Origin of the sequence: Phreatobacter sp. (genome assembly GCF_030691135.1) — a bacterium.
In the GTDB taxonomy this organism is placed as follows: domain Bacteria; phylum Pseudomonadota; class Alphaproteobacteria; order Rhizobiales; family Phreatobacteraceae; genus Phreatobacter.
The window spans coordinates 42,599-69,338 of sequence record NZ_JAUYFA010000072.1 but is presented as its reverse complement, the minus strand read 5'-3'; the positions used below and the strand labels follow the sequence as shown (position 1 = coordinate 69,338).

At 69.1% G+C, this 26,740-nt stretch carries 24 protein-coding genes and 1 pseudogene; 16 read left to right on the top strand and 9 right to left on the bottom strand.

All coding sequences use genetic code 11. From position 1 onward, the window contains the following. From Q8O26_RS13030 to Q8O26_RS13010, 5 genes and pseudogenes are all read right to left on the bottom strand, one after another. Positions 1-155: pseudogene (locus tag Q8O26_RS13030) on the bottom strand (amidohydrolase); the annotation flags it as partial. A gap of 239 nt (positions 156-394) precedes the next feature. After that, on the bottom strand, positions 395-1,561 hold the full coding sequence (locus Q8O26_RS13025; protein WP_305576255.1) for a M20 aminoacylase family protein: 1,167 nt from the start codon (positions 1,559-1,561) through the stop codon (positions 395-397). A 60-nt stretch (positions 1,562-1,621) separates the two neighbouring features. Beyond that, positions 1,622-2,788, bottom strand: coding sequence for a M20 aminoacylase family protein (locus tag Q8O26_RS13020; protein ID WP_305576253.1), 1,167 nt, complete (start codon positions 2,786-2,788; stop codon positions 1,622-1,624). 41 nt (positions 2,789-2,829) lie between these two features. Further along, positions 2,830-3,993, bottom strand: a complete 1,164-nt coding sequence (locus tag Q8O26_RS13015; RefSeq protein ID WP_305576251.1) for a M20 aminoacylase family protein — start codon at positions 3,991-3,993, stop codon at positions 2,830-2,832. A 22-nt stretch (positions 3,994-4,015) separates the two neighbouring features. Further along, on the bottom strand, positions 4,016-5,179 hold the full coding sequence (locus Q8O26_RS13010) for a M20 aminoacylase family protein (protein ID WP_305576249.1): 1,164 nt from the start codon (positions 5,177-5,179) through the stop codon (positions 4,016-4,018). A 118-nt stretch (positions 5,180-5,297) separates the two neighbouring features. Between Q8O26_RS13010 and argE the strand changes: the two genes are divergently transcribed. Further along, the gene (gene argE, locus Q8O26_RS13005) at positions 5,298-6,461 is read left to right on the top strand and encodes an acetylornithine deacetylase (RefSeq protein WP_305576247.1); all 1,164 of its coding nucleotides are present in this window, start codon (positions 5,298-5,300) and stop codon (positions 6,459-6,461) included. Between the two features lie 252 nt (positions 6,462-6,713). Here argE and Q8O26_RS13000 read toward each other — a convergent pair whose 3' ends face one another. Continuing rightward, complete coding sequence (locus Q8O26_RS13000; RefSeq protein ID WP_305576245.1) at positions 6,714-7,061, bottom strand: helix-hairpin-helix domain-containing protein; 348 nt, start codon at positions 7,059-7,061, stop codon at positions 6,714-6,716. A gap of 291 nt (positions 7,062-7,352) precedes the next feature. On the opposite strand from Q8O26_RS13000, the gene Q8O26_RS12995 reads away from it, so the two are divergent. The 7 genes from Q8O26_RS12995 (at position 7,353) to Q8O26_RS12965 (ending at position 15,066) form a co-directional block, all read left to right on the top strand. Continuing rightward, positions 7,353-7,979, top strand: coding sequence for a TetR/AcrR family transcriptional regulator (locus Q8O26_RS12995; protein ID WP_305576243.1), 627 nt, complete (start codon positions 7,353-7,355; stop codon positions 7,977-7,979). Next, entirely contained in the window at positions 7,979-9,124 is a 1,146-nt protein-coding gene (locus tag Q8O26_RS12990; RefSeq protein WP_305576241.1) for an efflux RND transporter periplasmic adaptor subunit, read from the top strand. The genes Q8O26_RS12995 and Q8O26_RS12990 overlap by 1 nt, the downstream gene beginning before the upstream one ends. Positions 9,125-9,136: 12 nt before the next feature. Next, entirely contained in the window at positions 9,137-12,316 is a 3,180-nt protein-coding gene (locus Q8O26_RS12985; RefSeq protein WP_305576239.1) for an efflux RND transporter permease subunit, read from the top strand. 159 nt (positions 12,317-12,475) lie between these two features. Continuing rightward, positions 12,476-12,832, top strand: a complete 357-nt coding sequence (locus Q8O26_RS12980; protein ID WP_305576237.1) for a winged helix-turn-helix domain-containing protein — start codon at positions 12,476-12,478, stop codon at positions 12,830-12,832. Positions 12,833-12,886: 54 nt separating this feature from the next. Next, entirely contained in the window at positions 12,887-13,666 is a 780-nt protein-coding gene (modA, locus tag Q8O26_RS12975) for a molybdate ABC transporter substrate-binding protein (RefSeq protein WP_305576235.1), read from the top strand. Between the two features lie 7 nt (positions 13,667-13,673). Beyond that, positions 13,674-14,342 (top strand): molybdate ABC transporter permease subunit, encoded by a 669-nt coding sequence (gene modB / locus Q8O26_RS12970; protein ID WP_305576233.1) that lies wholly within the window; start codon positions 13,674-13,676, stop codon positions 14,340-14,342. Continuing rightward, positions 14,335-15,066, top strand: a complete 732-nt coding sequence (locus Q8O26_RS12965; RefSeq protein ID WP_305576231.1) for a sulfate/molybdate ABC transporter ATP-binding protein — start codon at positions 14,335-14,337, stop codon at positions 15,064-15,066. The genes modB and Q8O26_RS12965 overlap by 8 nt, the downstream gene beginning before the upstream one ends. A gap of 6 nt (positions 15,067-15,072) precedes the next feature. Here Q8O26_RS12965 and Q8O26_RS12960 read toward each other — a convergent pair whose 3' ends face one another. Next, the gene (locus Q8O26_RS12960) at positions 15,073-15,960 is read right to left on the bottom strand and encodes a LysR family transcriptional regulator (RefSeq protein WP_305576230.1); all 888 of its coding nucleotides are present in this window, start codon (positions 15,958-15,960) and stop codon (positions 15,073-15,075) included. Positions 15,961-16,063: 103 nt separating this feature from the next. Here Q8O26_RS12960 and Q8O26_RS12955 point away from each other — a divergent pair, with 103 nt between their 5' ends. Both Q8O26_RS12955 and Q8O26_RS12950 read left to right on the top strand, forming a co-directional pair. Beyond that, entirely contained in the window at positions 16,064-17,560 is a 1,497-nt protein-coding gene (locus Q8O26_RS12955) for a CoA-acylating methylmalonate-semialdehyde dehydrogenase (protein ID WP_305576228.1), read from the top strand. Between the two features lie 150 nt (positions 17,561-17,710). Further along, positions 17,711-19,198: a M81 family metallopeptidase gene (locus tag Q8O26_RS12950; RefSeq protein WP_305576226.1), complete on the top strand. Its 1,488-nt coding sequence runs from the start codon at positions 17,711-17,713 to the stop codon at positions 19,196-19,198. A gap of 235 nt (positions 19,199-19,433) precedes the next feature. Here the strand turns inward: Q8O26_RS12950 and Q8O26_RS12945 are convergent, their stop codons facing one another. Continuing rightward, the gene (locus tag Q8O26_RS12945) at positions 19,434-20,423 is read right to left on the bottom strand and encodes a ketopantoate reductase family protein (protein ID WP_305576224.1); all 990 of its coding nucleotides are present in this window, start codon (positions 20,421-20,423) and stop codon (positions 19,434-19,436) included. 16 nt (positions 20,424-20,439) lie between these two features. Beyond that, positions 20,440-21,666 (bottom strand): NAD(P)/FAD-dependent oxidoreductase, encoded by a 1,227-nt coding sequence (locus tag Q8O26_RS12940; RefSeq protein ID WP_371134556.1) that lies wholly within the window; start codon positions 21,664-21,666, stop codon positions 20,440-20,442. A gap of 54 nt (positions 21,667-21,720) precedes the next feature. Here Q8O26_RS12940 and Q8O26_RS12935 point away from each other — a divergent pair, with 54 nt between their 5' ends. The 6 genes from Q8O26_RS12935 (at position 21,721) to Q8O26_RS12910 (ending at position 26,735) form a co-directional block, all read left to right on the top strand. After that, the gene (locus Q8O26_RS12935) at positions 21,721-22,608 is read left to right on the top strand and encodes a CoA ester lyase (protein WP_305576220.1); all 888 of its coding nucleotides are present in this window, start codon (positions 21,721-21,723) and stop codon (positions 22,606-22,608) included. A gap of 69 nt (positions 22,609-22,677) precedes the next feature. Then, on the top strand, positions 22,678-23,268 hold the full coding sequence (locus Q8O26_RS12930) for a shikimate kinase (protein WP_371134557.1): 591 nt from the start codon (positions 22,678-22,680) through the stop codon (positions 23,266-23,268). Next, on the top strand, positions 23,265-24,410 hold the full coding sequence (gene aroB, locus Q8O26_RS12925; protein WP_305576216.1) for a 3-dehydroquinate synthase: 1,146 nt from the start codon (positions 23,265-23,267) through the stop codon (positions 24,408-24,410). Before Q8O26_RS12930 ends, aroB begins: the two co-directional genes overlap by 4 nt. An 8-nt stretch (positions 24,411-24,418) precedes the next feature. Further along, positions 24,419-24,901 carry a GNAT family N-acetyltransferase gene (locus Q8O26_RS12920; protein WP_305576214.1) on the top strand — a complete coding sequence of 161 codons (483 nt, stop codon included), beginning with the start codon at positions 24,419-24,421 and terminating at the stop codon, positions 24,899-24,901. A gap of 124 nt (positions 24,902-25,025) precedes the next feature. Then, the gene (locus tag Q8O26_RS12915; RefSeq protein ID WP_305576212.1) at positions 25,026-26,309 is read left to right on the top strand and encodes an HlyC/CorC family transporter; all 1,284 of its coding nucleotides are present in this window, start codon (positions 25,026-25,028) and stop codon (positions 26,307-26,309) included. A 30-nt stretch (positions 26,310-26,339) separates the two neighbouring features. After that, the gene (locus tag Q8O26_RS12910) at positions 26,340-26,735 is read left to right on the top strand and encodes a methylglyoxal synthase (RefSeq protein WP_305576211.1); all 396 of its coding nucleotides are present in this window, start codon (positions 26,340-26,342) and stop codon (positions 26,733-26,735) included. The last annotated feature ends 5 nt before the right edge of the window (positions 26,736-26,740 follow it).

Here is a 26,740-nt window from a genome sequence, read left to right as displayed (position 1 = left end):
GGGACGACCTCGTCGCAGCCGAAGGCCTTCAGCTTCTCCGCGACGATGCCGGCGGTGCGGTGCACGTCGTAGAGCAGTTCCGGATTCTCGTGGAAGTCGCGGCGCCAGGCGGTGATCTCGTCGTGAAGGTCGGCAACGCGGTTGATGACGGGCATGGAAATCTCCGGAAGGGCAGGCGAAAGCGCGAGGCTAGCGCGGGGCGGGGCACGAAGCGAGGGGGAAGCTGGATCGCTGGAATGCGCGGCACATTCACCTCTCCCAGGCGGGGAGAGGTCGACGAGCGATAGCGAGGCGGGTGAGGGGGAGAGCGAAACACGGCCAGCGCTTGGCCCCCTCTCCCGGCCTGCGGCCTTATCCTCTCCCCGCCGGGGAGAGGTAAGCGGCAGCGCCCTCCTCACGCCGGCATGCGGTTCTCGACCAGCTTCGCCCAGTAGCTCATGCCCAGCGGGATGATCTCGTCGTTGAAGTCATAGGCGGGGTGATGCACCGAGGCCGTGTCGCCCTGCCCGATGAAGATGAAGGCGCCGGGCCGGGCCTCGAGCATGTAGGAGAAATCCTCGCCGCCCATGATCTGCGGCGCGTCGTCATTCACCGCCTTGTCGCCGACCACGGCGGCCGCCGCGGCGACCGCATGCGGCGTGTGGGCGGGATCGTTGACGGTGGCCGGCACCACCCGCACATGCTCCACCGTGGCTGTGGCGCCGAAAGCCGCGGCAGTCTTCTCCGCCACCTCCCGAAGCCGGACCTCGATGAGGTCGCGCACCTCTGCGTCATGGGTGCGCACCGTGCCACGCAGCTCCGCCGTCTGCGGAATGACATTGTTGGTGAAGCCGGCATTGAAGGCGCAGATGGAGATGACGGCGCTCTTCAGCGGGTCGACATTGCGCGCCACGATCGACTGCACCGCCGCCACGATATGCGCGCCGACGAGGATCGTGTCGACCGCCAGATGCGGCTTGGCGGCATGGCCGCCTTTGCCCTCGACATGGATGCGGAAATTGTCCACCGCCGCCAGCATCGGTCCCGGACGGATGGCGAACTGGCCGACCGGCAGGCCCGGCGCATTGTGCATGCCATAGACCTCCTGGATGCCGAAGCGCTCCATCATGCCGTCCAGCACCATGGCCTCGCCGCCCTTCTCGCCCTCTTCCGCCGGCTGGAAGATGACGGCGACGGTGCCGTCGAAATTGCGCGTCTCGGCGAGGTACTTGGCGGCGCCAAGCAGCATGGCGGTATGGCCGTCATGGCCGCAGGCATGCATCTTCCCCGGCACCTTGGAGGCATGGGCCAAGCCGGTGATCTCGGTCAGCGGCAGCGCGTCCATGTCGGCACGCAGGCCCACCACCTTGCCGGATCCGGTGGCGCGGCCCCTGATGATGCCGACGACGCCGGTGCGGCCGATTCCCGGGACCACCTCGTCGCAGCCGAACTCCCTCAGCTTGTCGGCGACGATCCCGGCGGTACGGTGCACGTCGAACTGCAGCTCCGGATATTCATGGATGTCGCGGCGCCAGGCGGTGACCTCTTCGTGGAGGGCGGCGATGCGGTTGACGATGGGCATGGCGGTGGTCCTGCGGAGAGGGAAGGCCGGCGCGGACCAGGGCCGCGCCGGGAATGAGGATCAGGCCGCCAGGCGGCTCTCGACGAGCTTGGCCCAGTAGCTCATGCCGATCGGGATGATCTCGTCGTTGAAGTCATAGGCGGGGTGATGGACGGAGGCGGTGTCGCCCTGGCCGATGAAGATGAAGGCGCCGGGGCGTGCTTCCAGCATGAAGGAGAAGTCCTCGCCGCCCATCACCGGTACGGTGTCGCGGTTGACGCCGTCGTCGCCGACCACGGCGGCGGCCGCATCGCCGGCGAAGACGGCGTTCTCGGCATGGTTCCGCGTCACCGGATAGTCGCGGAAATAGGTGAGCTTGGCGGTGCCGCCATAGACGGCGGCCGTGCCCTCGACGATGGCGTGCAGCCGCTTCTCGATGAAGTCGCGCATCTCCGGGGTGAGCGTGCGGACCGTGCCGAGCAGCGTCGCCGTCTGCGGAATGACGTTGTCGGTGAAGCCGGCATTGAAGGCGCAGATGGAGACGACTGCATTGCCGAGCGGGTCGACATTGCGCGAGACGATGGACTGCACCGCGTTGACGATCTGCGAGGCGATAAGGATCGTGTCGATCGACTGGTGCGGGCGCGCGGCATGGCCACCCTTGCCCTCGACGTCGATCTGGATGCGGTCGGCCGCGGCCATGAGCGGGCCGGCGCGCAGGGCGAACTTGCCCACCGGCAGTCCCGGCGCATTGTGCTTGCCATAGACCTCCTGGATGCCGAAACGGTCCATCATCCCGTCATTGACCATCTCGCGGCCGCCGCCGCCGCCCTCTTCGGCCGGCTGGAAGATGACCGCCACCGTGCCGTCGAAATTGCGCGTCTCGGCGAGGTACTTGGCGGCACCCAGCAGCATCGCCGTGTGGCCGTCATGGCCGCAGGCATGCATCTTCCCCGGAACCTTGGAGGCGTGCGGCAGGCCGGTGATCTCGCTCAGCGGCAGGGCGTCCATGTCGGCGCGCAGCCCGATCACCTTGCCCGCGCCGCCGTTGCGGCCCTTGATGATGCCGACGACGCCGGTCTGGCCGATGCCGGTGACGACCTCGTCGCAGCCGAATGCGCGCAACTTGTCGGCGACGATGCCGGCGGTCCGGTGCACGTCGAACATCAGCTCGGGATGCTCGTGCAGGTCGCGGCGCCAGGCGGTCACCTCGTCGTGGAGGGAGGCGATGCGGTTGTTGATGGGCATGGTCATTCTCCGGAAAGGGCGGGGGCCTTGCGGCCTTTCTATCAGCTCGGCAGGCGGGTCTCGACGAGTTTGGCCCAATAGCTCATGCCGATGGGAAGAATCTCGTCGTTGAAATCGTAGGAGGGGTGGTGCAGGCCGAATTCACCGCCCTGGCCGATGCCGATCATGCAGCCGGGCCGCTCCTCCAGCATGAAGGCGAAGTCCTCGCCGCCCATGGCCGGGTCGACGTCGCGCCAGACACCGGCCTCGCCGAGCACCGAGACTGCGGCGCGGGCGGCATGGCCGGATTCGGCCGTCGTATTCATCACGCTCGGGCAGGCGCGGTCATAGGTCAGGGTGGCGGTGGCGCCGAAGGTCGCCGCGACGCCGGCGACGATGGCGTGCAGCCGCACCTCGACGAGATCCTGCACCACCTTCGACAGCGTGCGCACGGTACCGCGCAGCGCCGCGGTCTGCGGAATGACGTTGAAGGCCGAGCCCGCATCGACATGGCAGAGGGAGACGACGGCATTGGCGAGGGGATCGACGTTGCGCGCCGTGACGGACTGGACCGCTGCGACGAGATGGGCCGCGACAAGGACGGTGTCGACGGCGATATGCGGGCGTGCCGCATGGCCGCCCTTGCCCTCGATGGCAATGTGGATCCAGTCGACGGCGGCGCTGGCGGCGCCGGAGATCACCGAGATCGTGCCGACCGGGTCCTGGCTGTTGTGCATGCCATAGACCTCGTGGATGCCGAACCGGTCCATCAGGTCGTCGGCGATCATGGCGCGGGCGCCGTGACCCCCCTCCTCGTCGGGCTGGAAGATCAGCACGGCGGTGCCGTCGAAGTTGCGGGTCTCGGCGAGGTATTTTCCGGCGCCGAGCAGCATGGCCATGTGCCCGTCATGGCCGCAGGCGTGCATCTTTCCGGACACCGTGGAGGCATGGTCTGCGCCGGTGGTCTCGTGAATGGGCAGCGCGTCCATGTCGGCGCGCAGCCCGACCACCCGTCCCGACGTCGTCCGCGCGCCACGGATGATGCCGACGACGCCGGAGCGGCCGATGCCGGTGATGACCTCGTCGCAGCCGAACTCCCTGAGTTTCGCCGCGACGATCCCGGCTGTGCGCGGCAGGTCGAAGCCGAGCTCCGGGTGGCGATGGAAATCCCGCCGCCAGCCGGCGGCCTCCTCGTGCAATGCGGCGATGCGGTTGATGATCGGCACCTTGGCCTCCGGTGGCAGGCAGTCAGGCCGGCATGCGGGTTTCGACGAGGCGGGCCCAGTAGCTCATGCCGATGGGCAGGATCTCGTCGTTGAAGTCATAGGCGGGATGATGGACGCCGAACTCCCCGCCCTGGCCGATACCGATCATGCAGCCGGGCCGTTCTTCCAGCATGAAGGAGAAATCCTCCGCGCCCATGGTCGGCGGCTTGTCGCGGCGCACGAGGGCCTCGCCGACGATGGAGGCGGCCACCGCCGCGGCATGCTCGGCCTCGGCGGCATGGTTCACCACCATCGGGCAGCCGTGGATATAGGTGAAGGCCGCCCTGGCGCCGTAGCTTGCGGCGGTCATCTCGACCACCTGCCGCAACCGCTGCTCGACAAGCGCCTGGATGTCCTTGGTCAGCGTGCGCACCGTGCCGAGCAGTTCCGCCGTCTGCGGGATGACGTTGTTGGCATGGCCGGCATTGAAGGCGCAGATCGACACGACCGCGCTGCCCAGCGGATCGATGTTGCGCGCCACAACGGACTGGACCGCAATGATGATCTGGGCGGCGACCAGGACCGTGTCGACGGCGAGATGGGGCTTCGCCGCATGGCCGCCCTTGCCCTCGACGAGGATGTGGATCTTGTCGGCCGCCGCGCTGGTCGGCCCGGCCCGCACGGCGAGCGTTCCGGCCGGGTCGAGGTTGTTGTGCATGCCATAGACCTCCTGGATGCCGAAGCGCTCCATCAGGCCGTCAGCGACCATTTCGCGGGCGCCGCCGCCGCCCTCTTCCGCCGGCTGGAAGATCAGCGCCACCGTCCCGTCGAAATGGCGGGTCTCGGCGAGATATTTCGCCGCGCCCAGCAACATCGCCATGTGGCCGTCATGGCCGCAGGCATGCATCTTTCCCGGCACGGTCGAGGCATGGGGCAGTCCGGTGATCTCGGTGAGCGGCAACGCGTCCATGTCCGACCTGAGGCCGATCACCTTGCCCGACGTGGTCTTCGCCCCGTGGATCAGGCCGACGACACCGGTGCGGCCGATGCCGGTGATGACCGCGTCGCAGCCGAATGCGCGCAGCTTCTCCGCCACGATCGCCGAGGTGCGCGGCAGGTCGAAGAGCAGTTCGGGATGCTGGTGGAAATCGCGGCGCCACGCCGTGGCTTCTTCATGCAGCCCGGCGATCCGGTTCACGATGGGCATGGATATGTCCTGAGCGGAGAAAGTCCAAGAGAACCGAACGCCGGGCGGGCGGTCAACCGGGCTGCCATGCGGGCACGTGCTCTTGACGCGCATGGCTCCTATCGGCTCCCTCGGGGACATGACATTGACCAGCACCGCACTCCTTGAGCGCCTCGTCGGCTTCCCCTCGGTCTCCGACGCCAGCAACCTCGACCTCGTCGCCTTCATCCGCGACTATCTCGCCGCCCATGGTGTCGGCTGCGAGATCGTGCCGATGCCCGATGGTCGCAATGCCAATATCTGGGCGACGATCGGCCCGAATGTGGATGGCGGCATCGTGCTCTCCGGCCATCTCGACGTCGTGCCGGTGGAGGGTCAGCCCTGGACCACCGACCCCTTCACCCTCACCGCCAAGGGTGACCGCCTCTATGGCCGCGGCGCCTGCGACATGAAGGGCTTCGATGCCTGCGTGCTCGCCGCCGTGCCGGCCATGGTCGCCGCCGACCTGAAGCGCCCCATCCACATCTGCCTGACGGCGGACGAGGAAATCCGCATGGACGGCGCCCGCGCCCTGATCGCCCGTCTCGGCAAGGACTGGACGCGGCCCTCCCTCTGCATCGTCGGCGAGCCGAGCCGCATGAAGGTCGTCACCGGCCACAAGGGCTATATGCGCATCGACACCCATGTGCGCGGCCATGAGGTCCATTCCTCCAACCGTTATGCCGGCGTCTCCGCCATCTTCGTCGCGGCGCGGCTGGTGACCTGGCTCGAGGACCGCGACCTCCAGAACAAGGCCGAGGCCGAGGCGAATGGCGGCGCGCCCTATTTCGATCCCGACTGGACCATGATCCATGTCGGCACGCTCTCCGGCGGCACCGCCCACAACATCACCGCCCTCGACTGCCATTTCGTCACCGGCATCCGTGTGGTGCCCGGCGACGACGGCATGCGCTATGTGCGCGAATACGAGGATTTCGTCCGCCGCGAGATCGAGCCGGCCATGAAGGCCGTGCATCCCGATTCGGGCGTCAACCTCACCTGGCGGGTCGGCGGCGAGCCGCTGGTGCGCGAGGAGGACGGCGAGGCCGAGCGCCTGGCCCGCCGGCTCACCGGCGACAACGGCATCCAGGTCGTGCCCTATGGCGCCGAGGCCGGCCTGTTCCAGGCGGCCGGGATCTCCACCGTCATCTGCGGCCCCGGCGACATCGCCCAGGCGCACCAGCCCGACGAATGGGTCGAGGTGTCGGAACTCGCCAAGTGCGACGCCTTCCTCGCCGGCCTGATTCGCGAGTGTTCCGCCTGAGGGCGGCTGCGAACCCGCGCTTGATCATGCCCCACCCTCACCCTCCCCGCGCAGGGAGGGGGACGATGGCGTCCCGCCTGATCGGGACGGTTGGGCCTGGCTCCGCCGTAACCCACCTGACACGACGCGGTGGTCTCCCTCCCCTCGCCGGAGGGGATGGTGCGGGTGGGGCCTTGGAACAAGCGCCCTGGTCGCTCAAAAGAACAACCCTCCCCGCCGGAGCGGGAAGGGCGAGGGAAACAGCATCGGAGATCAGCGCTGGCGGGCGATGATCCGCGCCTGGATGCCGTCATAGACACCCTGCGGGACGATGTTCTTGCGCACCAGCTCGTCCTTGCCGCGATAGGGCCGGCCGGCGATGATCGCCCGGGCCCGGGCCTCGCCGATGCCCGGCAGCACCCGAAGTTCCGTCTCGGTCGCCGAATTGATGTCGATGAGCGCCGCGGCCGGCGTCGTCGTTGCGGGGGGCGTCGTCGTCGCGGCGGGCGCCGGGGTGGTCGCCGGAGCAGTGGGACGGGTCGCAGGCTGGGTCGCGGTCTGCGCCATGGCGGCGGTCCCGGCGAGCGCGAGGGAGGCGGCGAGCATCAGGGTCTTGAGCATGGACGTGTCCTTCCGTGGGTCGGGTTCGGGGCTTGGCGCCAGACTGCGTCTCCCGTGCCGACCCCGCGAGGTCACCATCGGTTGATGGCGCATGCAAGACGGCTTTTCGCTGCCACTGTGTTCCGCCGATGAACGCCAGCCGAACGGCTGTTCCGCGGACCGGCATCAGCGCGGGAGCCATGGGGCATGCATCATGCGGTGTCTCATAAAAATGAATGTTCATTCTCTTTTTTGTTGCGCCTTTTGTCCGCCTGCCCTAATCAGGCTCTGCCCCGAGGACCTGCCGTCGCCATGCCGCGCATCGACACTGCCCAGCGCATAGACCGGAAGACGGCCATCCTCGATGCCGCCGAGCGCTGCTTCGTGCGTTCCGGCTTCCATGGCGCCTCGATGAGCGATATCTGCGGCGAGGCGGGCATGAGCCCCGGCAACCTCTACCGCTACTTCCCCTCCAAGGAGGCGATGATCGAGGGCCTGTGCGAGCGCGACTTCGCCGAGGTCGGGGAGGGCTTCTCCGCCCTTGCGCAGGCGCCGGACATCTGGACGGCCTTCGAGGCGCTGGCGCGTTTCCACATGATCGAGGAACCCCGCGAGAGCTGCCAGCTCTGGGTCGAGATCATGTCGGAGGTCGCGAGAAATCCGCAGATCGGTATCCTTCGTAGGAAGATCGACCAGTTCATCGAGGCCAAGATCCGCTTTGCGCTGGAAACGGCGCGGGATCGCGGCCAGACCGATCCGGGCGCCGACCTCGACCGAGCCGTGCAGTTCCTCATCACCTACGCCGACGGCCTGATGCTCCGGCGCGCCCGCGACGTGAATTTCGATCCGGATCCGCATGTCGTCCTGATGTTCTCGATCCTGCGTTCGATGCTGCTGCCACCCGCCACGCCGGCCACTGCTAGGCTGAAAACACCATGATGACCGTCGCCCGAACCACCCTTCTCGCCGCCTTCTTGACCGCCGCCCTCGGCGGTGGTGCGACCGGTCAGGGCGTCGCGCCCTCCATCACGGTGGCCGCCGCCGCCCGGTCCGAGCTGCGCGAGACCGTCATCCTCACCGGCTCTTTCGTCGCCCGCGACGAGGTCATGGTCTCGCCCGAGGTCGACGGTCTGACGATCACCGAAATCCTCGCCGAGGAGGGCGACAAGGTCACCACCGGCCAGGTGCTCGCCCGCCTCAACCGCGAGATGCTGGACGTGCAGCTCGCCCAGAACAGCGCCCAGCTGGCGCGTGCCGAAGCCGCTATCGCCCAGGCCCGCGCCGCCATCGCCGAGGCCACTTCCGCCCGCAACCTCGCCGACCAGCAGCTGGAGCGCACCCGTCAGCTGCAGCGCAGCGGGTCGGCCACCGCCGATGCGCTCGACCAGCGCACCAGCGCCGCCCTCAGCACCGCCGCCCGGCTGGATTCGGTCACCAACGCCCTCGCCCTCGCCGAAGCCGATCTCGTCCTCGCCGGCGCCCAGCGCCGCGACATCACGCTGCGCATCGCCCGCACCGAGATCAAGGCGAAGGTGGGCGGGACGATTTCGCGCCGCACGGCCCGCCTCGGCGCGCTGGCGGCCGCGTCCGGCGACCCGCTGTTCCGCATCATCGCGGAATCGGAGGTTGAGCTCGAGGCCGACGTGCCGGAGACGACGCTGGCGCGCATGCGGCCGGGTCAGCCCGCGACCATCGAGGCGGCCGGCTACACGCGCCCCTTCGCCGGCAAGGTCCGCCTGGTGGCGCCCGAGGTGAACCGCACCAACCGGCTCGGCCGGGTCCGTGTCGCCCTGACCGACACCGAGCGGCCGCCGCTCGGCGCCTTCGGTCGCGCTACCGTCGAGGTGGCGCGCGCCACCGGCCTGACCGTCCCGCTCTCGGCCGTGATGTTCGGCCCGACGACCACCGTCCAGGTGGTCAAGGACGGCATCGTGCAGACGCGCACGGTCGCCGTCGGCCTGCGCGCCGCCGGCAGGGTCGAGATCCGCGAGGGCATCGCCGAGGGCGAACAGGTCGTCTCGGTCTCCGGCAGTTTCGTTCGCAACGGCGACCGGGTGACGCCCGTCGCCGCGGTCCAGCGCTGAGGAGGCCGCGCCATGTCCTCGTTCAACGTCTCCGCCTATTCGATCCGCCAGCCGGTCCCCTCGATCGTGCTGTTCATCGTCCTCTGCTTCCTCGGATGGATGAGCTACAACAACCTGCCGATCACGCGGTTTCCCAATATCGACGTGCCGCTGGTGCAGATCCGGGTGACCCAGGCGGGCGCCGCTCCGGCCGAGCTGGAAAGCCAGATCTCCAAGCGGGTCGAGGACGCCGTCGCTAACATCACCGGCGTCAAGAACGTCATCTCCAACCTGACCGACGGCCAGTCCTCGACGGTGGTCGAGTTCCGCCTCGAGGTGAACGCCGACCGGGCGTTGAACGACGTCAAGGACGCCATCGCCAAGATCCGCGCCGACCTGCCGCGCAACATCGACGAGCCGATCATCGAACGGCTCGACATCGAGAACCAGGCGATCATGACGGTGGCGGTCGCAGCTCCCGCCAAGACGCTGGAACAGCTGTCCTGGTTCGTCGACGACACCGTCAAGCGCGAGCTCCAGGGCCTGCGTGGCATCGGCCGCATCAGCCGCAACGGCGGCGTGCTGCGCGAGATCCGCGTCGCCCTCGACCCCAGCCGGCTGATGGCGCTCGGCATCACGGCGGGGGAAGTCAACCGCCAGCTGCGCGCCACCAATGTCGATCTCGCCGGTGGCCAGGGGGATATCGGCGGCCAGCAGCAGTCGATCCGCACCCTGGCCGGCGCCGAGAGCGTGGAGGAACTCGCCGCCACCCGCATCGTGCTGTCCGGCGGGCGTGCTGTGGTCCTCTCCGACCTCGGCACCGTCACCGACCTCTTCGAGGAACCGCGCAGCTTCACCCGCCTCAACGGCGAGACGCCGACGGTGGCCTTCCAGATATTCCGCTCGAAGGGAGCCTCCGACGTGCGCGTTGCAGCGCTCGCCCGCGCCAAGATCGACGAACTGCGCGCCGCTAACCCGGACATCGCCTTCAACGAGATCGACAATTCGGTGAACTACACGGCCGGCAACCACACCTCGGCCATGACCATGCTGCTCGAGGGCGCCGGGCTCACGGTCATCGTCGTGTTCCTGTTCCTGCGCGATTTCCGCGCCACCGTCATCTCGGCGGTCGCCCTGCCGCTTTCCATCATCCCGACCTTCTGGGTGATGGACATGCTCGGCTTCTCGATGAATCTCGTGTCGTTGCTGGCGGTGATCCTCGTCACCGGCATTCTCGTCGACGACGCCATCGTCGAGATCGAGAACATCGTCAGACATATGAAGATGGGCAAGTCGCCCTACCGCGCCTCGATGGAGGCGGCGGACGAGATCGGTCTCGCCGTCATCGCCATCTCACTGACCATCGTCGCCGTCTTCGCGCCCGTCTCCTTCATGGGCGGCATCGCTGGCCAGTATTTCAAGCAGTTCGGCCTGGTCGTCGCCATCGCGGTACTGTTCTCACTGCTGGTGGCGCGGCTCATAACGCCCATGCTGGCGGCCTATTTCCTCAGGCCACACGCCTACAAGGAGCCCAAGGACGGGGCGCTGATGCGCGGCTATCTGCGCTTCCTGTCGGTGACCATTCGGTTCCGCTACCTCACCCTCCTCGCCGGCATCGGCGTCTTCGCCCTCTCCATCTGGGCGGTGAAGTTCCTGCCGACCGGCTTCATCCCCTTCCCCGACGAGGCCCGATTCGTCATTTCGATGGAACTGCCGCCGGGTTCGACGCTGGAGGACACCCGCGAGCGGTCCGACAGGCTCGCCAAGCTGATCCGCGAGAAGACGCCGGAAGTGGAATCGGTCCTCGTCATCGGCGGCTCCAACCCGGTCGGCACGCTGGAGATCCGCCGCGCCACCGTCATCGTCCGCCTCGTCCACAAGACCAAGCGCGAGCGCAAGCAGCGCCAGATCCAGCAGGCGACATCGCCGCTCTTCACCGAAATCCCGGACATCCGGGCCTGGTACGTCAACGACCGCGGCGAGCGCGAGCTCTCCATCATCGTGCGCGGCAACGATGCCGCAAACCTGTCGAAGGCGGTGGCGGCGCTCGAAGCCGAGATGCGCCAGCTCCCCGGTTTCGTCAACGTCGCGGCGACCGCCGGTCTCGACCGTCCCGAGATCAGGGTCGTGCCGAAGACCGACGAGGCCGCGCGCTACGGCATCACCACCGATCAGATTTCGGAAGCAGTGCGCATCGCCACCATCGGCGACGTCGCCGCCAACCTCGCCAAGTTCAATGCCGGTGACCGGCTGGTGCCGATCCGCGTCCAGCTCGACACCGACGCCCGCACGCGCCTCGACATTCTCTCCGCCCTGACCGTGACGACGCCTGCGGGTCAGCAGGTGCCGCTCACCGCCGTCGCCGACGTCACCTTCGGCCAGGGGCCCTCGTCCATCGAGCGCTACAACCGGGTGCGCCGCGTCAACATCGGCACCGATCTCGGCAGGGGTCTCGAGCTCGGTCCAGCCCTCGAGAAGGTCTACGCCCTTCCCGCGGCGCAGAACCTGCCGGCCGGCGTCTCGTTCCAGCGCGGCGGCGATGCCGAGGTCATGCAGGAGGTCTTCCAGAGCTTCGCCGTGGCGATGGGCACCGGCATCCTGATGGTGCTCGGCGTCCTCGTCCTGCTGTTCCACTCGGTGTTCCAGCCGCTGACCATCCTGATGTCGCTGCCGCTGTCGCTCGGCGGCGTCATCGTCGCCCTGCTGCTGACCAACAATGCCATCTCCATGCCGGTGGTCATCGGCATCCTGATGCTGATGGGCATCGTCACCAAGAACGCCATCATGCTGGTCGACTTCGCCGTCGAGAAGACCCGCGAGGGCATGCCGCGCCGCGAGGCCATCCTCGATGCCGGCCGCAAGCGCGCCCGCCCGATCATCATGACCACCCTCGCCATGGGGGCGGGCATGATTCCGCCGGCGCTCGGCTCGGGCGACGGCGGCGAGTTCCGCGCGCCCATGGCCATCGCGGTGATCGGCGGCCTGCTGGTCTCGACCGTGCTCAGCCTCGTCTTCGTGCCGTCCTTCTACACGGTGATGGATGATGTCGGACGCTTCTTCGGCTGGGTCTTCGGCCGTTTCGTCGGTCCCACCGACGAGCCGGGCGCCGACGAGGCCGGTCGTGGCGGCCACGGCGCGCCGCCGCTCCTTCTCCCGGCCGATGCCTCACCCCCCGGCGAGGCACCACGGCCGATCCGCGTCGCGGCGGAATAGCGAACGCGTCCTCCTGTGGCCCGAAAGGGTGCAGAAGGGCACGGGAGCCCGGCATCCATGGGTCCGCCCCCGTGGACGCCGGGCTCTTTCCTGTCCGGCTGACAGCGAGGCGCGTCGCCGCTAGGCTCGGCGCGCAGCCGCCCGAGGAAACCGATCGCCTTGACCTCCGCCCCCCTCGTCACCCTGCGGGTCGACTTCGCCCCCGGCGTCAGGCTGGGGCCCGGCAAGGCCGACCTGCTGGAGGGTATCCGCGACACCGGCTCCATCGCCGCCGCCGGCCGGCGCATGGGCATGAGCTACAAGCGCGCCTGGATGCTGGTGGAGACCATGAACGCCATGTTCGCCGAGCCGCTCGTGACCTCGTCCAAGGGCGGGCGGGCCGGCGGCGGCGCCGAACTGACCGCGGCCGGGCAGGACATCCTCGCGGCCTTCCGCATCATGGAGGACAGGCTCAGGACTTCCTCCGCCGGTGAAATCGCCACCCTGTCGCGGCTCCTCCGTCCGGCGGGCGATTGACAGGCCGGGTCCAGTCCAGCGATATAGCCGAACGGAAATATCGCTGGAGCCTGCATGGCCATGGTCCGTCGTCTCCTCCTCGCCGCCGGCATCGTTGCCGCCCTCGTCGCGCCGGCCCTGGCCCAGGCGCCGCAGATCGCTGTCGCCGCCAGCGTCAAGACGGCGATGGACGACCTCGTCGTCGCCTTCCGGCAGGCCACCGGGCAGGAGGTTTCGGTGGTCTATGGCGCCTCCGGCAATTTCACCCGGCAGATCCGGCAGGGCGCGCCGTTCCAGCTCTTCCTCTCCGCCGACGAGGGCTTCATCTTCCAGCTCGCCGATGCCGGCCTCGCCGCCGACCGCGGCGCCGTCTATGCCGAAGGCCAGCTCGCCCTCTTCGTCCCCAACGGCTCATCGCTGAAGGCCGACGCGGCCCTCGCGGACCTGCGCGCCGGGCTCAGGGACGGGCGCGTCACGCGCTTCGCCATCGCCAGCCCCGAACACGCGCCCTATGGCCGCGCCGCCGAACAGGTGCTGAAGGGGCAGGGCCTGTGGGAGCCGCTGCAGGGCCGGCTCGCCATCGGCGAGGACATCGCCCAGGCCCTCCGCTTCGCCACCACGGGCTCGGCGCAGGGCGGCCTCGTCGCCTCGTCCCTGGTGCTGGCGCCGCAGGTCCGGGCGCTCGGCAGCTTCGCCCTCGTACCGGCGGAATGGCATCTGCCGCTGCGCCAGCGCATGGCGCTCTTGAAGACGGCTGGGCCGGTGGCGCGCGACTTCTACGCCTATCTCGGCAGTCCGGCGGCGCGGGTGATCTTTCGCCGGCACGGTTTCCTCATCGCCGGCGAACAGTCCTGACATCGCGATGGATTGGGTCGCGCTTTCCCTGTCGCTGAAACTGGGCGCGGCGACCGTCCTGATCCTGCTGCCCATCGGCTTCGTCGTGGCGCGCCGCCTCGCCTTCCATCCGTTCCGCGGCCAGGGGCTGGTCGAGGCGCTCATCGCCCTGCCGCTGGTCCTGCCGCCGACCGTCCTCGGCTACTATCTGCTGGTCGGCCTTGGCGCCGCCTCGCCCATCGGCCAGGTCTGGCAGGCGCTCGTCGGACGCCAGCTCGTCTTCCATTTCGAGGCGCTGCTCATCGCCTCGGTTATCGCCAACCTGCCCTTCGCCATCCAGCCGATGGTCCAGGCCTTCCGGGCGATCCCGCAGGAGGTGCGCGAGGCCGCCGCCGTCTCCGGCATGGCGCCGCTGACGGTCATGCGCCGCATTGACCTGCCGCTGGCCTGGCCGGGGATCGTCACCGGCATGGTGCTGACCTTCGCCCATACGCTCGGCGAGTTCGGCGTCGTGCTGATGGTCGGCGGATCGCTGCCGGGCGAGACGCGCACCCTCTCCATCGCCATCTACGACCGCGTCCAGGCCTTCGACGATGCGGCGGCCCATGCCATGTCGGCGGTGCTCGTCGTCGTCTCGGTCGTGGCCCTCGCCGCGACCTCGCTGCTCTCCGGCCGCATGGTCCGCCGCCATGGATGAGGTGGGCCTGACCGTCGAGCTGCACCAGGTGTCACCCATTCCCCTCGCCGTCGCGCTGACCTGCGCGGCCGGCGAGATGCTGGCTCTCGTCGGACCCTCCGGCAGCGGCAAGACCACCGTGCTCAGGGCCATTGCCGGGCTCTACCAGCCGCGCCAGGGCCGGGTCCGGTGCGGCGGCACCACCTGGCTCGACAGCGCCGCCGGCATCGCCTTGCCGCCGCATGAGCGGCGGGCCGGCCTGGTCTTCCAGCACTACGCGCTCTTCCCCCACATGACGGCACTCGCCAATGTCGCGGCGGCCATGGGCCACCGGCCGGCGGCGGAGCGCGCCGCCGAGGCCGGCCGGCTGCTCGCCCTCGTCCATCTCGCCGGGCTGGAAGGGCGCTATCCCGCCGAACTCTCCGGCGGCCAGCAGCAGCGCGTGGCGCTCGCCCGGGCTCTCGCCCGCGATCCCGCCGTCCTTCTCCTCGACGAACCCTTCTCGGCGGTCGACAGGCGCGTGCGCCGCGAGCTCCATGCTGAACTGGCGGCGATCCGCACGGCCATCCGGGTGCCCATCCTCCTCGTCACCCACGACCTCGACGAGGCGGCGGGCCTCGCCGACCGTCTCGCCGTCATCGACCGGGGCGACATTCTCCAGGTGGGGGCGCCGGCGGAAGTCCTCGCCCGTCCGGCGAGCGAGCGGGTCGCGCAGGCGCTCGATCTCGATCGTCCGCCGCCCTGAGCACCGTCAGAGGAACAGGCCTGCGGCCGCCTCCACCTCTTCCACCAGGAACCTGTAGGCCTCGTCGATCCGGGCGATGCGGCGGGTATCGACATGGGCGACGAGGTGATAGGTGCGGCGGATCGCCAGCTCCGGCAGCACGCGGATGAGCCCGCCGGCGTCGCGGGCCGCGTAGTCGTGCAGCACGCCGATGCCGACGCCGGCCTTCACCGCTTCCATCAGGGCGAGGACGCTGGCGCATTCGAAGCGGCGCTGTCCCGCATCGAAGGCGGGCGGATAATAGGTCAGCGACTGCGAATAATGCAGTTCCTGCACCGAGGTGACGAGCAGGTGCCGGCGCAGCGCCTCCGGCGTTTCCGGCCGGCCATGGCGGGCGAGATAGGGCGCTGTCGCATACATGCCGAGGCCGTAATCGGTCAGCTTGCGCACGGTCAGGCGCCCGTCGGTCGGCGGGTCGATGACCACGGCGAGGTCGGCGTCGCGCTTCGACAGCGACATGGTCCGCTGCAACGGCACGAGCTGGATGGTGAGGTCCGGATGGCGTTCGGCCAGCCGCCCGAGCCGGGCGCTCAGGAACAGGGCGCCGAACCCCTCCGGCGCGCCGATGCGGATCGTCCCGGAAATGACGCGGTCGACCTGCGAGACATCGGCCTGGGCATCGAGCCAGGCGGTCTCCATGGACTCGGCGGCGGCAACGAACTTTTCGCCGGCAATGGTCAGGGCGATGCCGGCCGTCGACCGGGCCACGAGCTGCGTGCCGAGCTGGTCCTCCAGCAGCGTGATGCGCCGCGCCACCGTCGCATGGTCGAGCGCCAGCGCCCGCGCCGCGGCGAGGAACTGCCCGGCGCGCGCCACGGCGAGGAAGACCCGGACATGATCCCAGTTTGGCGTCATCCCGTCATCTTACGCCAATTTGCGCACAACGCATGCGCCAACTTGGCGCTTGGTTGCCGCATGGCTTCGCTCTAGGGATGACCATCCCAGAGGAGACGATCCCATGCGCAACTATGGTCACTTCATCGGCGGCAAGCATGTCGCCGGCACCTCCGGCCGCACCGCCGACGTGTTCCAGCCGCTCGACGGTTCGGTCTTCGGCAAGGTGGCGCTCGCCTCCAGGGCGGAAGTGCGCGCGGCGGTGGAGAATGCCGCGGCCGCCCAGCCCGCCTGGGCCGCGACCAATCCGCAGCGTCGCGCCCGCGTCCTCATGAAGTTCCTCGAGCTCTGTGCCCGCGACAACGACAAGATGGCCGAGCTGCTCGCCCGCGAACACGGCAAGACCATCCCCGACGCCAAGGGCGACATCCAGCGCGGCCTCGAAGTGGTCGAATTCGCCATCGGCGCCCCGCAGATGATGAAGGGCGAATATACCGAGGGCGCCGGCCCCGGCATCGACATCTACTCGATGCGCCAGCCGCTCGGCGTCTGCGCCGGCATCACCCCGTTCAACTTCCCGGCCATGATCCCGCTGTGGAAGGCCGGCCCGGCGATTGCCGCCGGCAATGCCTTCGTGCTGAAGCCCTCCGAGCGCGATCCGGGCGTGCCGCTCATGCTCGCCGAACTCTTCCTCGAGGCCGGCCTGCCGCCGGGCATCTTCAACGTCGTCAACGGCGACAAGGAAGCGGTGGACGCGGTGCTGGACGACCCGGACATCAAGGCCGTCGGCTTTGTCGGCTCCACCTCCATCGCCGAATATGTCTATGCCCGCGGCTGTGCCAGCGGCAAGCGCGTCCAGTGCTTCGGCGGCGCCAAGAACCACATGATCATCATGCCCGACGCCGACATGGACCAGGCAGCGGATGCACTCATCGGCGCCGGCTACGGCTCGGCCGGCGAGCGCTGCATGGCGATCTCAGTCGCTGTTCCGGTCGGTGAGGAAGCCGCCAACCGCCTGATGGACAAGCTCGTGCCGCGCGTCGAGGCCCTGAAGATCGGCCCCTCGACCTCGGCCGACGCCGATTTCGGCCCGCTCGTCACCGCCCAGGCGCTCGAGCGCGTCAAGGGCTACGTCAATATCGGTGTCGAGGAAGGCGCCAGGCTCGTCGTCGACGGCCGCGGCTTCAAGATGCAGGGCTACGAGAACGGCTACTACATGGGCGGCTGCCTGTTCGACAACGTCACCAAGGACATGCGAATCTACAAGGAGGAGATCTTCGGTCCCGTCCTCTCCGTTGTCCGCGCCAAGACCTACAATGAGGCCCTCGACCTCGCCAACGACCACGAATACGGCAATGGCGTCGCCATCTACACCCGCGACGGCGATGCCGCCCGCGACTTCGCCGCCAAGGTGCAGGTCGGCATGGTCGGCATCAACGTGCCGATCCCGGTGCCGCTGGCCTACTACACCTTCGGCGGCTGGAAGCGCTCGTCCTTCGGCGACCTCAACCAGCACGGCCCGGACGCTTTCCGCTTCTACACCAAGACCAAGACCGTCACCTCCCGCTGGCCCTCCGGCATCAAGGACGGCGCCAGCTTCGTCATCCCGACCATGGGGTGACGGTTTCGGACCTTGCCGAGTGGGACGCCGCCGCGGTCAACGCGGCGGCGTTTTTCGTGCCGCACACCTGCCACGCCGCATCGAGGGGTGACGCTGGGAGGCTGATCCGCCACCAATGGTGCCCCATTCAACGCCCGAAAGACCCTTCCCATGCGCATCGCCGTCGGCGGTTTCATGCACGAGACCAACACCTTCGTTCCCGCACCGACGCCCTGGGCGATGTTCAACCAGGAAGGCGCCTGGCCGGGCTTCACCCGCGGGCCTGAGATCCTGACCAAGTTCCGCCCCTTCAACATCGCGGTTTCCGGCTTCATGGGCGTCGCCGAGAAGGCCGGGCATCAGATGGTGCCGCTCTCCTGGTCCTTCGCCCAGCCCTCGGGCCGGGTCGAGGACGCGGTCTTCGAGCGCGCGGTCGCCTACATCCTCGCCGACATCGCCGATGCCGCCCCCGATGCCGTCTTCCTCGAACTGCACGGCGCCATGACCACCGAGACCATCGAGGATGCCGAGGGCGAACTGCTCGCCCGCGTCCGCCGCCTCGTCGGCCCCGCCGTGCCGGTCGTCGCCTCCCTCGACCTCCACGCCAACGTGACCCGGCAGATGGTCGATGCCGCCAGCTTTATGTCGGCCTACCGCACCTATCCCCATATCGACTGGCTGCAGACGGGCCAGCGCGTCGCCGAATGGTTCGACCGGGTGGTGTCCTGGGGTCCGCGGCCCGCCCGCGCCTTCCGGCAGATGCCCTTCCTCATTCCCATCGCCTCGGGCTGCTCGATGATCGAGCCGATGAAGGGGCTCTATGCCCTGCTCGGCGAGATCGAGGCGGAAACCGGCGTGCATCTCTCGCTCTGCCCGGGCTTTCCCTCCGCCGACATCTTCGACATGGGCGCCACCGTCATCGGCTACGGCGCCGAACAGGCCGTGGTGGACGAGGCCGTGGACCGGCTGTTCAAGGCGGTGCTGAGATCGGAAGCCGCTTTCCTCGAACATCTCGCCAAGCCGCAGGACGAGGCGGTGACGCTCGCCTTTGCCCGCGCCGCGCTCGCCTCGAAGCCGGTCATCATCGCCGATACCCAGGACAATCCCGGCGCCGGCGGCTCCTCCATCACCACCGGTTTCCTCAAGGCCATGATCAACCGCGGCGCCAAGGAGACGCTGATGGCGCTCTTCCACGAGCCGGAGATCGCCACGGCCGCCCGTGCCGCCGGCAAGGGCGCGACCATCGCCGTCACCTTCGCCGCGAAGGGATCAGGCCCCGGCGAGGAGCCGCTGACGACGCAGGCGGAGGTGGTCGCCGTCTCCGACGGCCGCTTCACCGGCACCGGGCCGATGGTCGGCGGCCAGCCGATCAATATGGGTCTCTCGGCCTGGCTCAGGATCGGCGGCATCGACCTCGTCGTCGGCTCGGTCCGCCAGCAGCCGCATTGCATCGCGGTCTGCACCCATCTCGGCGTCGATATCACCGCCTACAAGGTGGTCGTGCTGAAGAGCTCGGTGCATTTCCGCGGCGACTGGCAGCCCTATGCCGATTCGGTGGTGGTCGGTGCCTCGCCGGGCGCCGCGCTCGACGATACCGGCGTCATCCCGTTCCACCACCTGCGTCCCGACGTGCGCCGGAGGCCGATGTCGAACCGGTGAAGGGTGATCCGGAGCGCGCCGGAGCGGCAGTTCGGGAACGCCCCACCCTCACCCTCCGCGCTGCGCGGAGAGGGGGACTACGACCGCCAGCCAGATGGCGGCGGTAGCGCCAGGCTCGCGCCGTCGGAACGAAACGCGCGGTGGAAGTCCGCCTCTCCTCGCGCAGCGAGGGGAGGGTGCGGGTGGGGCACGATGCACGGGTTCATCGGCGAAACCGCTTCACACCCTCACCCCCTCACACCTTCACCGGCGGACGGCTCACCGCCGCGTCGAGCGAGCGCAGCAGCGGCAGCACCACGTCGATGGCCGGCGTGGCGATCCCCTGTTCGCGGCCGAAGGCCTGCAACTGGCCGACGATCGCCTCGACCTCCATGGGACGGCCGGCCTCCGCGTCCTGCAGCATGGAGGGCTTGCCGCCGGGGCGGCCGGGCCGCGCCGGCAGCGAAGCGGCGGGATCGACCGTCGCGGTCAGGTCCCAGCCCAGCGCCTTCGCCACCTCGAGGAGCTCGCGGATCAGCGTCACGCCGAGATCGCCGAGACCCGGCACCTCGTGCCAGCGGCCGAGCGGCAGGCGGGAGAGGGCGCAGAGCGGATTGGCGGCGATGTTGAGGACGAGCTTCTCCCACATGGCCTTGCGGATGTCGCCGGTGACCTCGCCGTTGAGGCCGGCCTTCTGGAAGATCGCGGCGGCGGCATCGGCGCGGGTCGAGACGTCGCCCGTCGGCTCGCCGATGATCCAGCGGTTGCCGGCCGAATGGGCGATCACGCCCGGCTCGGTCACCGCATTGGCGGAATAGACCACGCCGCCGAGCACGCTCTCCGGCCCGAGGTCGCGCCACAGCCGGCCCTCCGGATCGAGCAGCGGCAGCGAACCGTCCTCGCTGAGGCCGTGGTTCCACCACCACGGGACGCCATTGGTGAAGAACACCGCCGCCGCGCCGGGGGCCAGCAGCGCCTTCAGCGGCGCGGCGATGGCCGGCAGCGAATGGGCCTTCAGTGTCACCACGACGAGGTCCTGCGGCGGCAGGGTGGCGGGATCGTCGGTCGCCGCATGGGGCTTGCCGCCGAGCGTCTGGCCCTCGGTATGCAGCGTGAGGCCCTTCTCGCGGATGGCGGCGAGATGGGCGCCGCGCGCCACGATGGAGACCTCGGCGTCACCCGCCGCGATCAGCCGTGCCGCGGCATTGCCGCCGACCGCGCCGGCGCCAAAGATGCAGATCTTCATGGGGGAGGCTCCGGGGTCAGATCACATTGAGTTCGAGAACCGGCTCGTTCCGCAGGATGCGGTCGAAACCGAAGACGGAGAGGTCGAGGCTGCGATAGCCGCCATGGACGATGAGCTCGGCCAGCGCCCGTCCGGCGGCCGGGGCCTGCTGCAGGCCGTGGCCGGAAAAGCCGTTGATGAACATCAGGCCGGCGACATCCGGATGGGGGCCGAGGATGGCGTTGTGGTCGAGCGTGTTGAAATCGTAATGCCCGGCCCAGGCGCGCATCTGGCGGAGCTGTTCCATGGCCGGGATGCGCGTTGCCCAGGCCGGCCAGACGTAGGATTCGAACTCATCGTGGTTCGGCTCGAAGTCGCCGTAGGCTGCCGGGTCGGGATCGTCGGCGCCCGGCCCCCAGCCGCCGATGACGAGATCGCGCTCGGGCCGCATCCACACCCCGGAGGGATCGACGATCAGCGGCATGTCCGGGAAGGTCGCCGGGCACTTCACCACGAAGACCGTGCGCTTCCGCGGTTCCACCGGCAGCGGCACCTGGATGCCCGCCGCCAGCCGTCCCGCCCAGGCGCCGGCGGCCAGCACCAGCGTGCCGCAGGCCCGCGAAGAGCCATCCGTCATCACCGCGCCGGTGACACGGTCGCCCTGGCGCACCAGCGAGGCCACCTCGCCCTTCTCGTAGGTCGCGCCGGCCTCCCGCGCCGCCTTGCGGAACAGGTCGAGCAGCATGGCCGCGTCGAACCAGCCCTCGCCGCTGCGGCCGAAGGCGCCGAGCGCGATGTCCTCGGTGGAGAGCCAGGGAAAGCGCGCCTGCAGCTCGGATGGGCCGAGGAGCAGGATGTCGGCGCCCTCGGCGGCCTGAGTCCGCCAGTTGGCCTCCAGCACCTCCTGCCCATCCGGCGAGGCGAGGATCAGATAGCCGCCCTCGCGGAAGCCGATATCGGCATCCGCGCCGAACCGGTCCTTGAGGGAGCGGATCACGTCGATGCCGAAGCGGCTCATGCGGATGTTCTCAGGGGTCGAGAACTGCTGCCGGATGGAAGCGGCCGACAGCGTCGTGGAGGCCTGTGCATAGGTCGGATCGCGCTCGATGACGCGCACCGTCCCGGCATAGCCGAGCTCCTTCTTGAGGAAATAGGCGGTGCAGGAACCCATGATTCCGCCGCCGACGATCAGCACATCAGCGTGTGTCACGCTCGGTCTCTTTCGGGGTGGGCCGGTCTCGTTCGGAAGGACGATGGCATGCATGCTGCGATGCAGCTAGCCTTGCCCGCACATAGCCCACCTTCGGACCCGAAAGCCATGCCGCTCCGTCCCCGCCGCTCCGTCCTCTACATGCCCGGCTCCAATGCCCGCGCGCTGGACAAGGCCCGCACGCTTGCCGCCGACGTCGTCATCCTCGACCTCGAGGATGCGGTGGCGCCCGATGCCAAGGAGGTTGCCCGCGGCCAGGTCGCCGCCGCCGTGACCGCAGGCGGCTTCGGCCATCGCGAGGTGGTGGTGCGCATCAACGGCCTCGACACCGCCTGGGGCGCCGACGATCTGAAGGCGCTGGCGCCGACCGGCCCCGATGTCATCCTCATCCCCAAGGTCAGCCGCCCGGAGGATCTCGTCGCCGCCGGCAAGGCCATCGTCGGCGCCGGCGGGCCCGATCGCACCGCCGTCTGGGCGATGATGGAGACGCCGCTCGCCATGCTGAACGCCGCCGCCATCGCCGCCGCCGCGGCGGACCGGCGGACGCGGCTCTCCGGCTTCGTCATGGGTACCAACGACCTCGCCAAGGAGACCGGCGCGCGCATCGTGCCCGGCCGGGCGCCGATGAACGCCTGGCTGATGCTCTCGCTCGCCGCCGCGCGCGCCCATGGCCTCGCCATCCTCGACGGCGTCTGGAACGAGATCGCCGATGAGGCCGGTTTCGCCCGCGAATGCGCCGAAGCCCGCGACATGGGTTTCGACGGCAAGACGCTGATCCATCCGAACCAGATCGGTCCCTGCAACGCCGCCTTCTCGCCGGCCGAGAAGGAGGTCGCCTGGGCGCGGACCATCATCGCCGCCTTCGACCTGCCCGAGAACGCCGCCAGGGGCGCCATCCAGGTCGAGGGCCGCATGGTCGAGCGGCTGCACGCCGACATGGCCCGCAAGCTCGTCGCCATCGCCGACGCCATCGCGGCACGGGCGGCCGAAGCCTGACCCGCGTCCGATCCTGCCGGTTGCCCTTCCCGCCGTTTTCGTGAGAGACGGGAGCATGGCGGTATGGTCATGAGTGCGGCGGGGGCCGACATCGACGTGAAGCGGCTGCGCGAGGCACTCGGCGCGCGCTCCATCGTGCTCGTCGGGCTGATGGGCGCGGGCAAATCCTCCATCGGCCGGCGGCTCGCCCACCGGCTCGGCCTGCCCTTCGTCGATGCCGACACCGAGATCGAGAAGGCGGCGGACCTCACCATCCCCGAAATCTTCGACAAGCACGGCGAGGCCTATTTCCGCTCGGGAGAGGTCCGCGTCGTCGCCCGCATCCTCGATACCGGTCCGCAGGTGCTGGCGACCGGCGGCGGCGCCTATATGAACCCCGACACGCGCGATCGCATCCGCGAGCGCGGCATCTCCATCTGGCTCAAGGCCGAGCTCGACGTACTGATGAAGCGCGTCAAGCGGCGCGGCGACCGGCCGCTGCTCAAGGCCGATGATCCGCAGGCGGTGCTGAAGCGCCTGATGGACGAGCGCTATCCCGTCTATGCCGAGGCGGCGCTGACCGTCGTCTCCCGCGAGGCGACCCACGAGGACGTCGCCGACGACGTCATCCGGGCTCTCGCCTGCCACATCCTCCCGCCCGCCGAACGAGCGCTGCCGTGACCCTGCTTTCCGACCTCGACGAAGCCGGTGCGGCGACGCGCGTTCCCGTCGTGCTCGGCGATCGCTCCTACGACATCCTCATCGGTGCCGGCCTCATCGCCGGCGCCGGGGCGCGCATCGCCGCCCGCTTTCCCGGCCGCGCCGTGGCGATCGTCACCGATGCCCATGTCGGCGATCTCCATGGACCGGCGCTGGAGGCGAGCCTCACCGCAGCCGGCATCCGCCATCACCGCATCACCGTCACCCCCGGCGAGGCGACCAAGCGTTTCGCCGTGCTGGAAGAGGTTGTCGACCAGATCCTGAGCCACCGGCTGGAGCGCGGCGACATCGTCCTCGCCCTCGGCGGCGGGGTTGTCGGCGATCTCGCCGGTTTCGCCGCCGCCATCGTCCGCCGCGGCATGGGCTTCGTGCAGATGCCGACCTCGCTGCTCGCCCAGGTCGATTCCTCGGTGGGCGGCAAGACCGGCATCAATTCCCGCCACGGCAAGAACCTCATCGGCGCCTTCTACCAGCCGGGCCTGGTTCTGGCCGATACCGACGTGCTCGATACGCTCTCCACCCGCGAGTTCCGCGCCGGCTATGCCGAGGTGGCGAAATACGGCCTCATCGACGATCCCGGTTTCTTCGCCTGGCTGGAGGCCAACTGGCGCGGCGTCTTCCAGGGCGGCCGCGACCGCGTCCACGCCATCGCCACCTCCTGCCGCGCCAAGGCGGCCGTCGTCGCCCGCGACGAGACCGAGACTGGCGACCGCGCCCTGCTCAATCTCGGCCACACCTTCGGCCATGCCCTGGAGGCCGCCACCGCCTATGACGGCGCCCGCCTCGTCCACGGCGAGGGCGTCGCCATCGGCATGTGCCAGGCCTTCCGCTTCTCGGCGAAGCTCGGCCTTTGCCCGCCGGATGCGGCCGAGCGCATGGCGAACCACCTGAAGCAAGTCGGCCTGCCCACCGAACTGTCCGAGATCCCCGGCGGCGTCGGCGACGTCGACCGCCTGATGGCCGCCATCGGCCAGGACAAGAAGGTCGCCCGCGGCAAGCTCACCTTCATCCTCGCCCGTGGCATCGGTGAGAGCTTCATCGCCAAGGATGTCGATCCGGCTGCGGTGCGCGCTTTCCTGGCCGCGGAACTGGCGCGCGGATGAGCCCGGCCATGACCGCAGAACCCGTCATCCGCCCGGCGACGATCCACGACGCTGCCGCCATGGCCGATCTCCTCAACGCCATCATCCGCCGCGGCGGGACGACCGCCCACCGCACACCCTTCGACACCGAGAGGATGATCGCCCACCACATCGACGTCCCGGGTGGCATTTGCTGCCATGTCGCGGAGGTCGACGGCGTCGTCCTCGGGTTCCAGGCGCTGGCCTGGTGCGATCCCGACTGGAAGGGCGCCAACCCGCGGCCGCCCGGCTGGGCCTTCATCGCCACATTCGTCGCGATCGGCACGCAGAAGAGCGGGATCGGCAGTCGCCTCTTCGCCGCGACGCGGAACGCCGCGAGGGCCGCCGGCGTTCAGATGATCGACGCCACCATCCGGCGCGAGAACGCCGGTGGGCTCGCCTATTACACGCGGATGGGTTTCGAGGACGACTGGTCCGACGCGGAGCTGATGGCGAAGAAGCGAGCCCCCTGAGGCGTGACGGGGCCTATGGCGCCAGGCCGCACCCTTTGCCGGGCGTCGCGAAGGCGTTAGGTCTAGGCGGGGGAAGTCTTTCTTCCCGCGTGTGACGAGGCGGGCCGTCTGGGCCGGGAGCATCATGGACGAACTTGCGATCAACCCGTGGCTGGCGGTGACACTCATTGTCGTCTGCCTGCTGCTGTCGGCCTTCTTTTCCAGCGCCGAGACCGCCATGTCCGCCGCCTCGAAGGCGCGGATGCTGGCGCTGGAGAGCGCCGGTGACAAACGGGCCGGTATCATCAGCCGTCTGCTCGACACGCGCGAGCGCCTCATCGGCGCCATGCTGGTGGGCAACAACATCGTCAATGTCGGCGTGTCGGCCTTCGCCACCTCCCTCTTCGTCGCCTTCTTCGGCGCCGAGGGCGTGATCTACGCGACCGTCATCATGTCGGTGCTGATCATCGTCTTCGCCGCGGTGTTGCCGAAGACGGTGGCCATCTCGCGGCCGGAACAGACCGCCCTTGCCCTGGCGCGACCGGTCGCTGTTGTCGTCGCCCTGTTCGGGCCGATCCTGATCGCCGTCGAGGCCATCGTGCGCGGCGTGCTGCGCCTGTTCGGCATGCGGATCAGCGACAATCAGAACGTGCTGACCGGCGCGGAGGAACTGCGCGGAACGGTCGACCTGATGCACAAGGAGGGCTCCTTCGGCAAGCTCGACCGCGACATGGTCGGCGGCATTCTCGACCTCAAGGACCTCACCGTCGAGGACGTCATGGTCCACCGCACCAAGATGGTGACGATCGATGCGGGCGATGCCCCGGAAAAGGTCGTGCGCGACGTTCTCGCCGCGCCCTATACCCGCATTCCGCTGTGGCGCGACACGCCGGAGAACATCATCGGCGTGTTGCATGGCAAGGATCTGCTGCGCGCCCTCGCCGCTGCCGGCGGCGACATGACCAAGATCGATCCCGCGGCGCTCGCCCTGCCGGCCTGGTTCGTGCCCGACTCGACGAGCCTGCAGGACCAGCTCAAGGCCTTCCTGCGCCGCAAGACCCATTTCGCCCTGGTCGTCGACGAATATGGCGAGGTCATGGGGCTCGTCACCCTCGAGGACATCATCGAGGAGATCGTCGGCGACATCAAAGACGAGCACGATGTGCAGGTCACCGGCGTGCGCCCGCAGCCCGACGGTTCGGTCAATGTCGACGGCTCGGTGCCGGTGCGCGACCTCAACCGCGCCATGGACTGGCGCCTGCCGGACGAGGAGGCAACGACCATTGCCGGCCTCGTCATCCACGAGGCGCGCTCCATCCCCGAGAGCGGCCAGACCTTCACCTTCCACGGCTTCCGCTTCCAGGTCCTGCGCCGCCAGCGCAACCGCATCTCGGCCCTCAAGATCACGCCGCTCGACCGCCTCAACTGATCACGGGACGACAGGCAGAAAGGACAGCCGATGGCCGACGACGCGGCAACCGACCCGACGCGGGGGCTGATCGCCCTCATCGCCCATGACAAGAAGAAGCCGGACATGCTGGCCTGGGCGCGCCGCCACCACGGGCGTCTCGTCCGCTATCCGCTGGTGGCGACCGGCACGACAGGGGCGCTACTGAAGGCCGACATGCCGGACCTCGACATCCGCCTGATGAAGAGCGGGCCGCTCGGCGGCGACCAGCAGATCGGCGCGCTGATCGTCGAGGACAGGATCGGCCTGCTGGTCTTCCTCGTCGATCCGCTGTCGCCCCACCCCCACGACGTCGACGTCAAGGCGCTGACCCGCCTCGCCGTGGTCTACGATGTGCCGATGGCCTGCAATCTCGCCACCGCTGACCGGCTGGTGGCGGGGCTGTAGTCGGT

What these genes read in the sequence shown, in the direction of transcription:
- Q8O26_RS13025 (WP_305576255.1), bottom strand. Translation starts at nt 1,561, where the DNA reads ATGCCCATCGTCAACCGCATCGCCGCCCTCCACGAAGAGGTCACCGCC.
- Q8O26_RS13020 (WP_305576253.1), bottom strand. Translation starts at nt 2,788, where the DNA reads ATGCCCATCAACAACCGCATCGCCTCCCTCCACGACGAGGTGACCGCC.
- Q8O26_RS13010 (WP_305576249.1), bottom strand. Translation starts at nt 5,179, where the DNA reads ATGCCCATCGTGAACCGGATCGCCGGGCTGCATGAAGAAGCCACGGCG.
- argE (WP_305576247.1), top strand. Translation starts at nt 5,298, where the DNA reads ATGACATTGACCAGCACCGCACTCCTTGAGCGCCTCGTCGGCTTCCCC.
- Q8O26_RS13000 (WP_305576245.1), bottom strand. Translation starts at nt 7,061, where the DNA reads ATGCTCAAGACCCTGATGCTCGCCGCCTCCCTCGCGCTCGCCGGGACC.
- Q8O26_RS12995 (WP_305576243.1), top strand. Translation starts at nt 7,353, where the DNA reads ATGCCGCGCATCGACACTGCCCAGCGCATAGACCGGAAGACGGCCATC.
- Q8O26_RS12990 (WP_305576241.1), top strand. Translation starts at nt 7,979, where the DNA reads ATGACCGTCGCCCGAACCACCCTTCTCGCCGCCTTCTTGACCGCCGCC.
- Q8O26_RS12985 (WP_305576239.1), top strand. Translation starts at nt 9,137, where the DNA reads ATGTCCTCGTTCAACGTCTCCGCCTATTCGATCCGCCAGCCGGTCCCC.
- modA (WP_305576235.1), top strand. Translation starts at nt 12,887, where the DNA reads ATGGCCATGGTCCGTCGTCTCCTCCTCGCCGCCGGCATCGTTGCCGCC.
- modB (WP_305576233.1), top strand. Translation starts at nt 13,674, where the DNA reads ATGGATTGGGTCGCGCTTTCCCTGTCGCTGAAACTGGGCGCGGCGACC.
- Q8O26_RS12965 (WP_305576231.1), top strand. Translation starts at nt 14,335, where the DNA reads ATGGATGAGGTGGGCCTGACCGTCGAGCTGCACCAGGTGTCACCCATT.
- Q8O26_RS12960 (WP_305576230.1), bottom strand. Translation starts at nt 15,960, where the DNA reads ATGACGCCAAACTGGGATCATGTCCGGGTCTTCCTCGCCGTGGCGCGC.
- Q8O26_RS12955 (WP_305576228.1), top strand. Translation starts at nt 16,064, where the DNA reads ATGCGCAACTATGGTCACTTCATCGGCGGCAAGCATGTCGCCGGCACC.
- Q8O26_RS12950 (WP_305576226.1), top strand. Translation starts at nt 17,711, where the DNA reads ATGCGCATCGCCGTCGGCGGTTTCATGCACGAGACCAACACCTTCGTT.
- Q8O26_RS12945 (WP_305576224.1), bottom strand. Translation starts at nt 20,423, where the DNA reads ATGAAGATCTGCATCTTTGGCGCCGGCGCGGTCGGCGGCAATGCCGCG.
- Q8O26_RS12940 (WP_371134556.1), bottom strand. Translation starts at nt 21,666, where the DNA reads ATGCATGCCATCGTCCTTCCGAACGAGACCGGCCCACCCCGAAAGAGA.
- Q8O26_RS12935 (WP_305576220.1), top strand. Translation starts at nt 21,721, where the DNA reads ATGCCGCTCCGTCCCCGCCGCTCCGTCCTCTACATGCCCGGCTCCAAT.
- Q8O26_RS12930 (WP_371134557.1), top strand. Translation starts at nt 22,678, where the DNA reads ATGAGTGCGGCGGGGGCCGACATCGACGTGAAGCGGCTGCGCGAGGCA.
- Q8O26_RS12920 (WP_305576214.1), top strand. Translation starts at nt 24,419, where the DNA reads ATGACCGCAGAACCCGTCATCCGCCCGGCGACGATCCACGACGCTGCC.
- Q8O26_RS12915 (WP_305576212.1), top strand. Translation starts at nt 25,026, where the DNA reads ATGGACGAACTTGCGATCAACCCGTGGCTGGCGGTGACACTCATTGTC.
- Q8O26_RS12910 (WP_305576211.1), top strand. Translation starts at nt 26,340, where the DNA reads ATGGCCGACGACGCGGCAACCGACCCGACGCGGGGGCTGATCGCCCTC.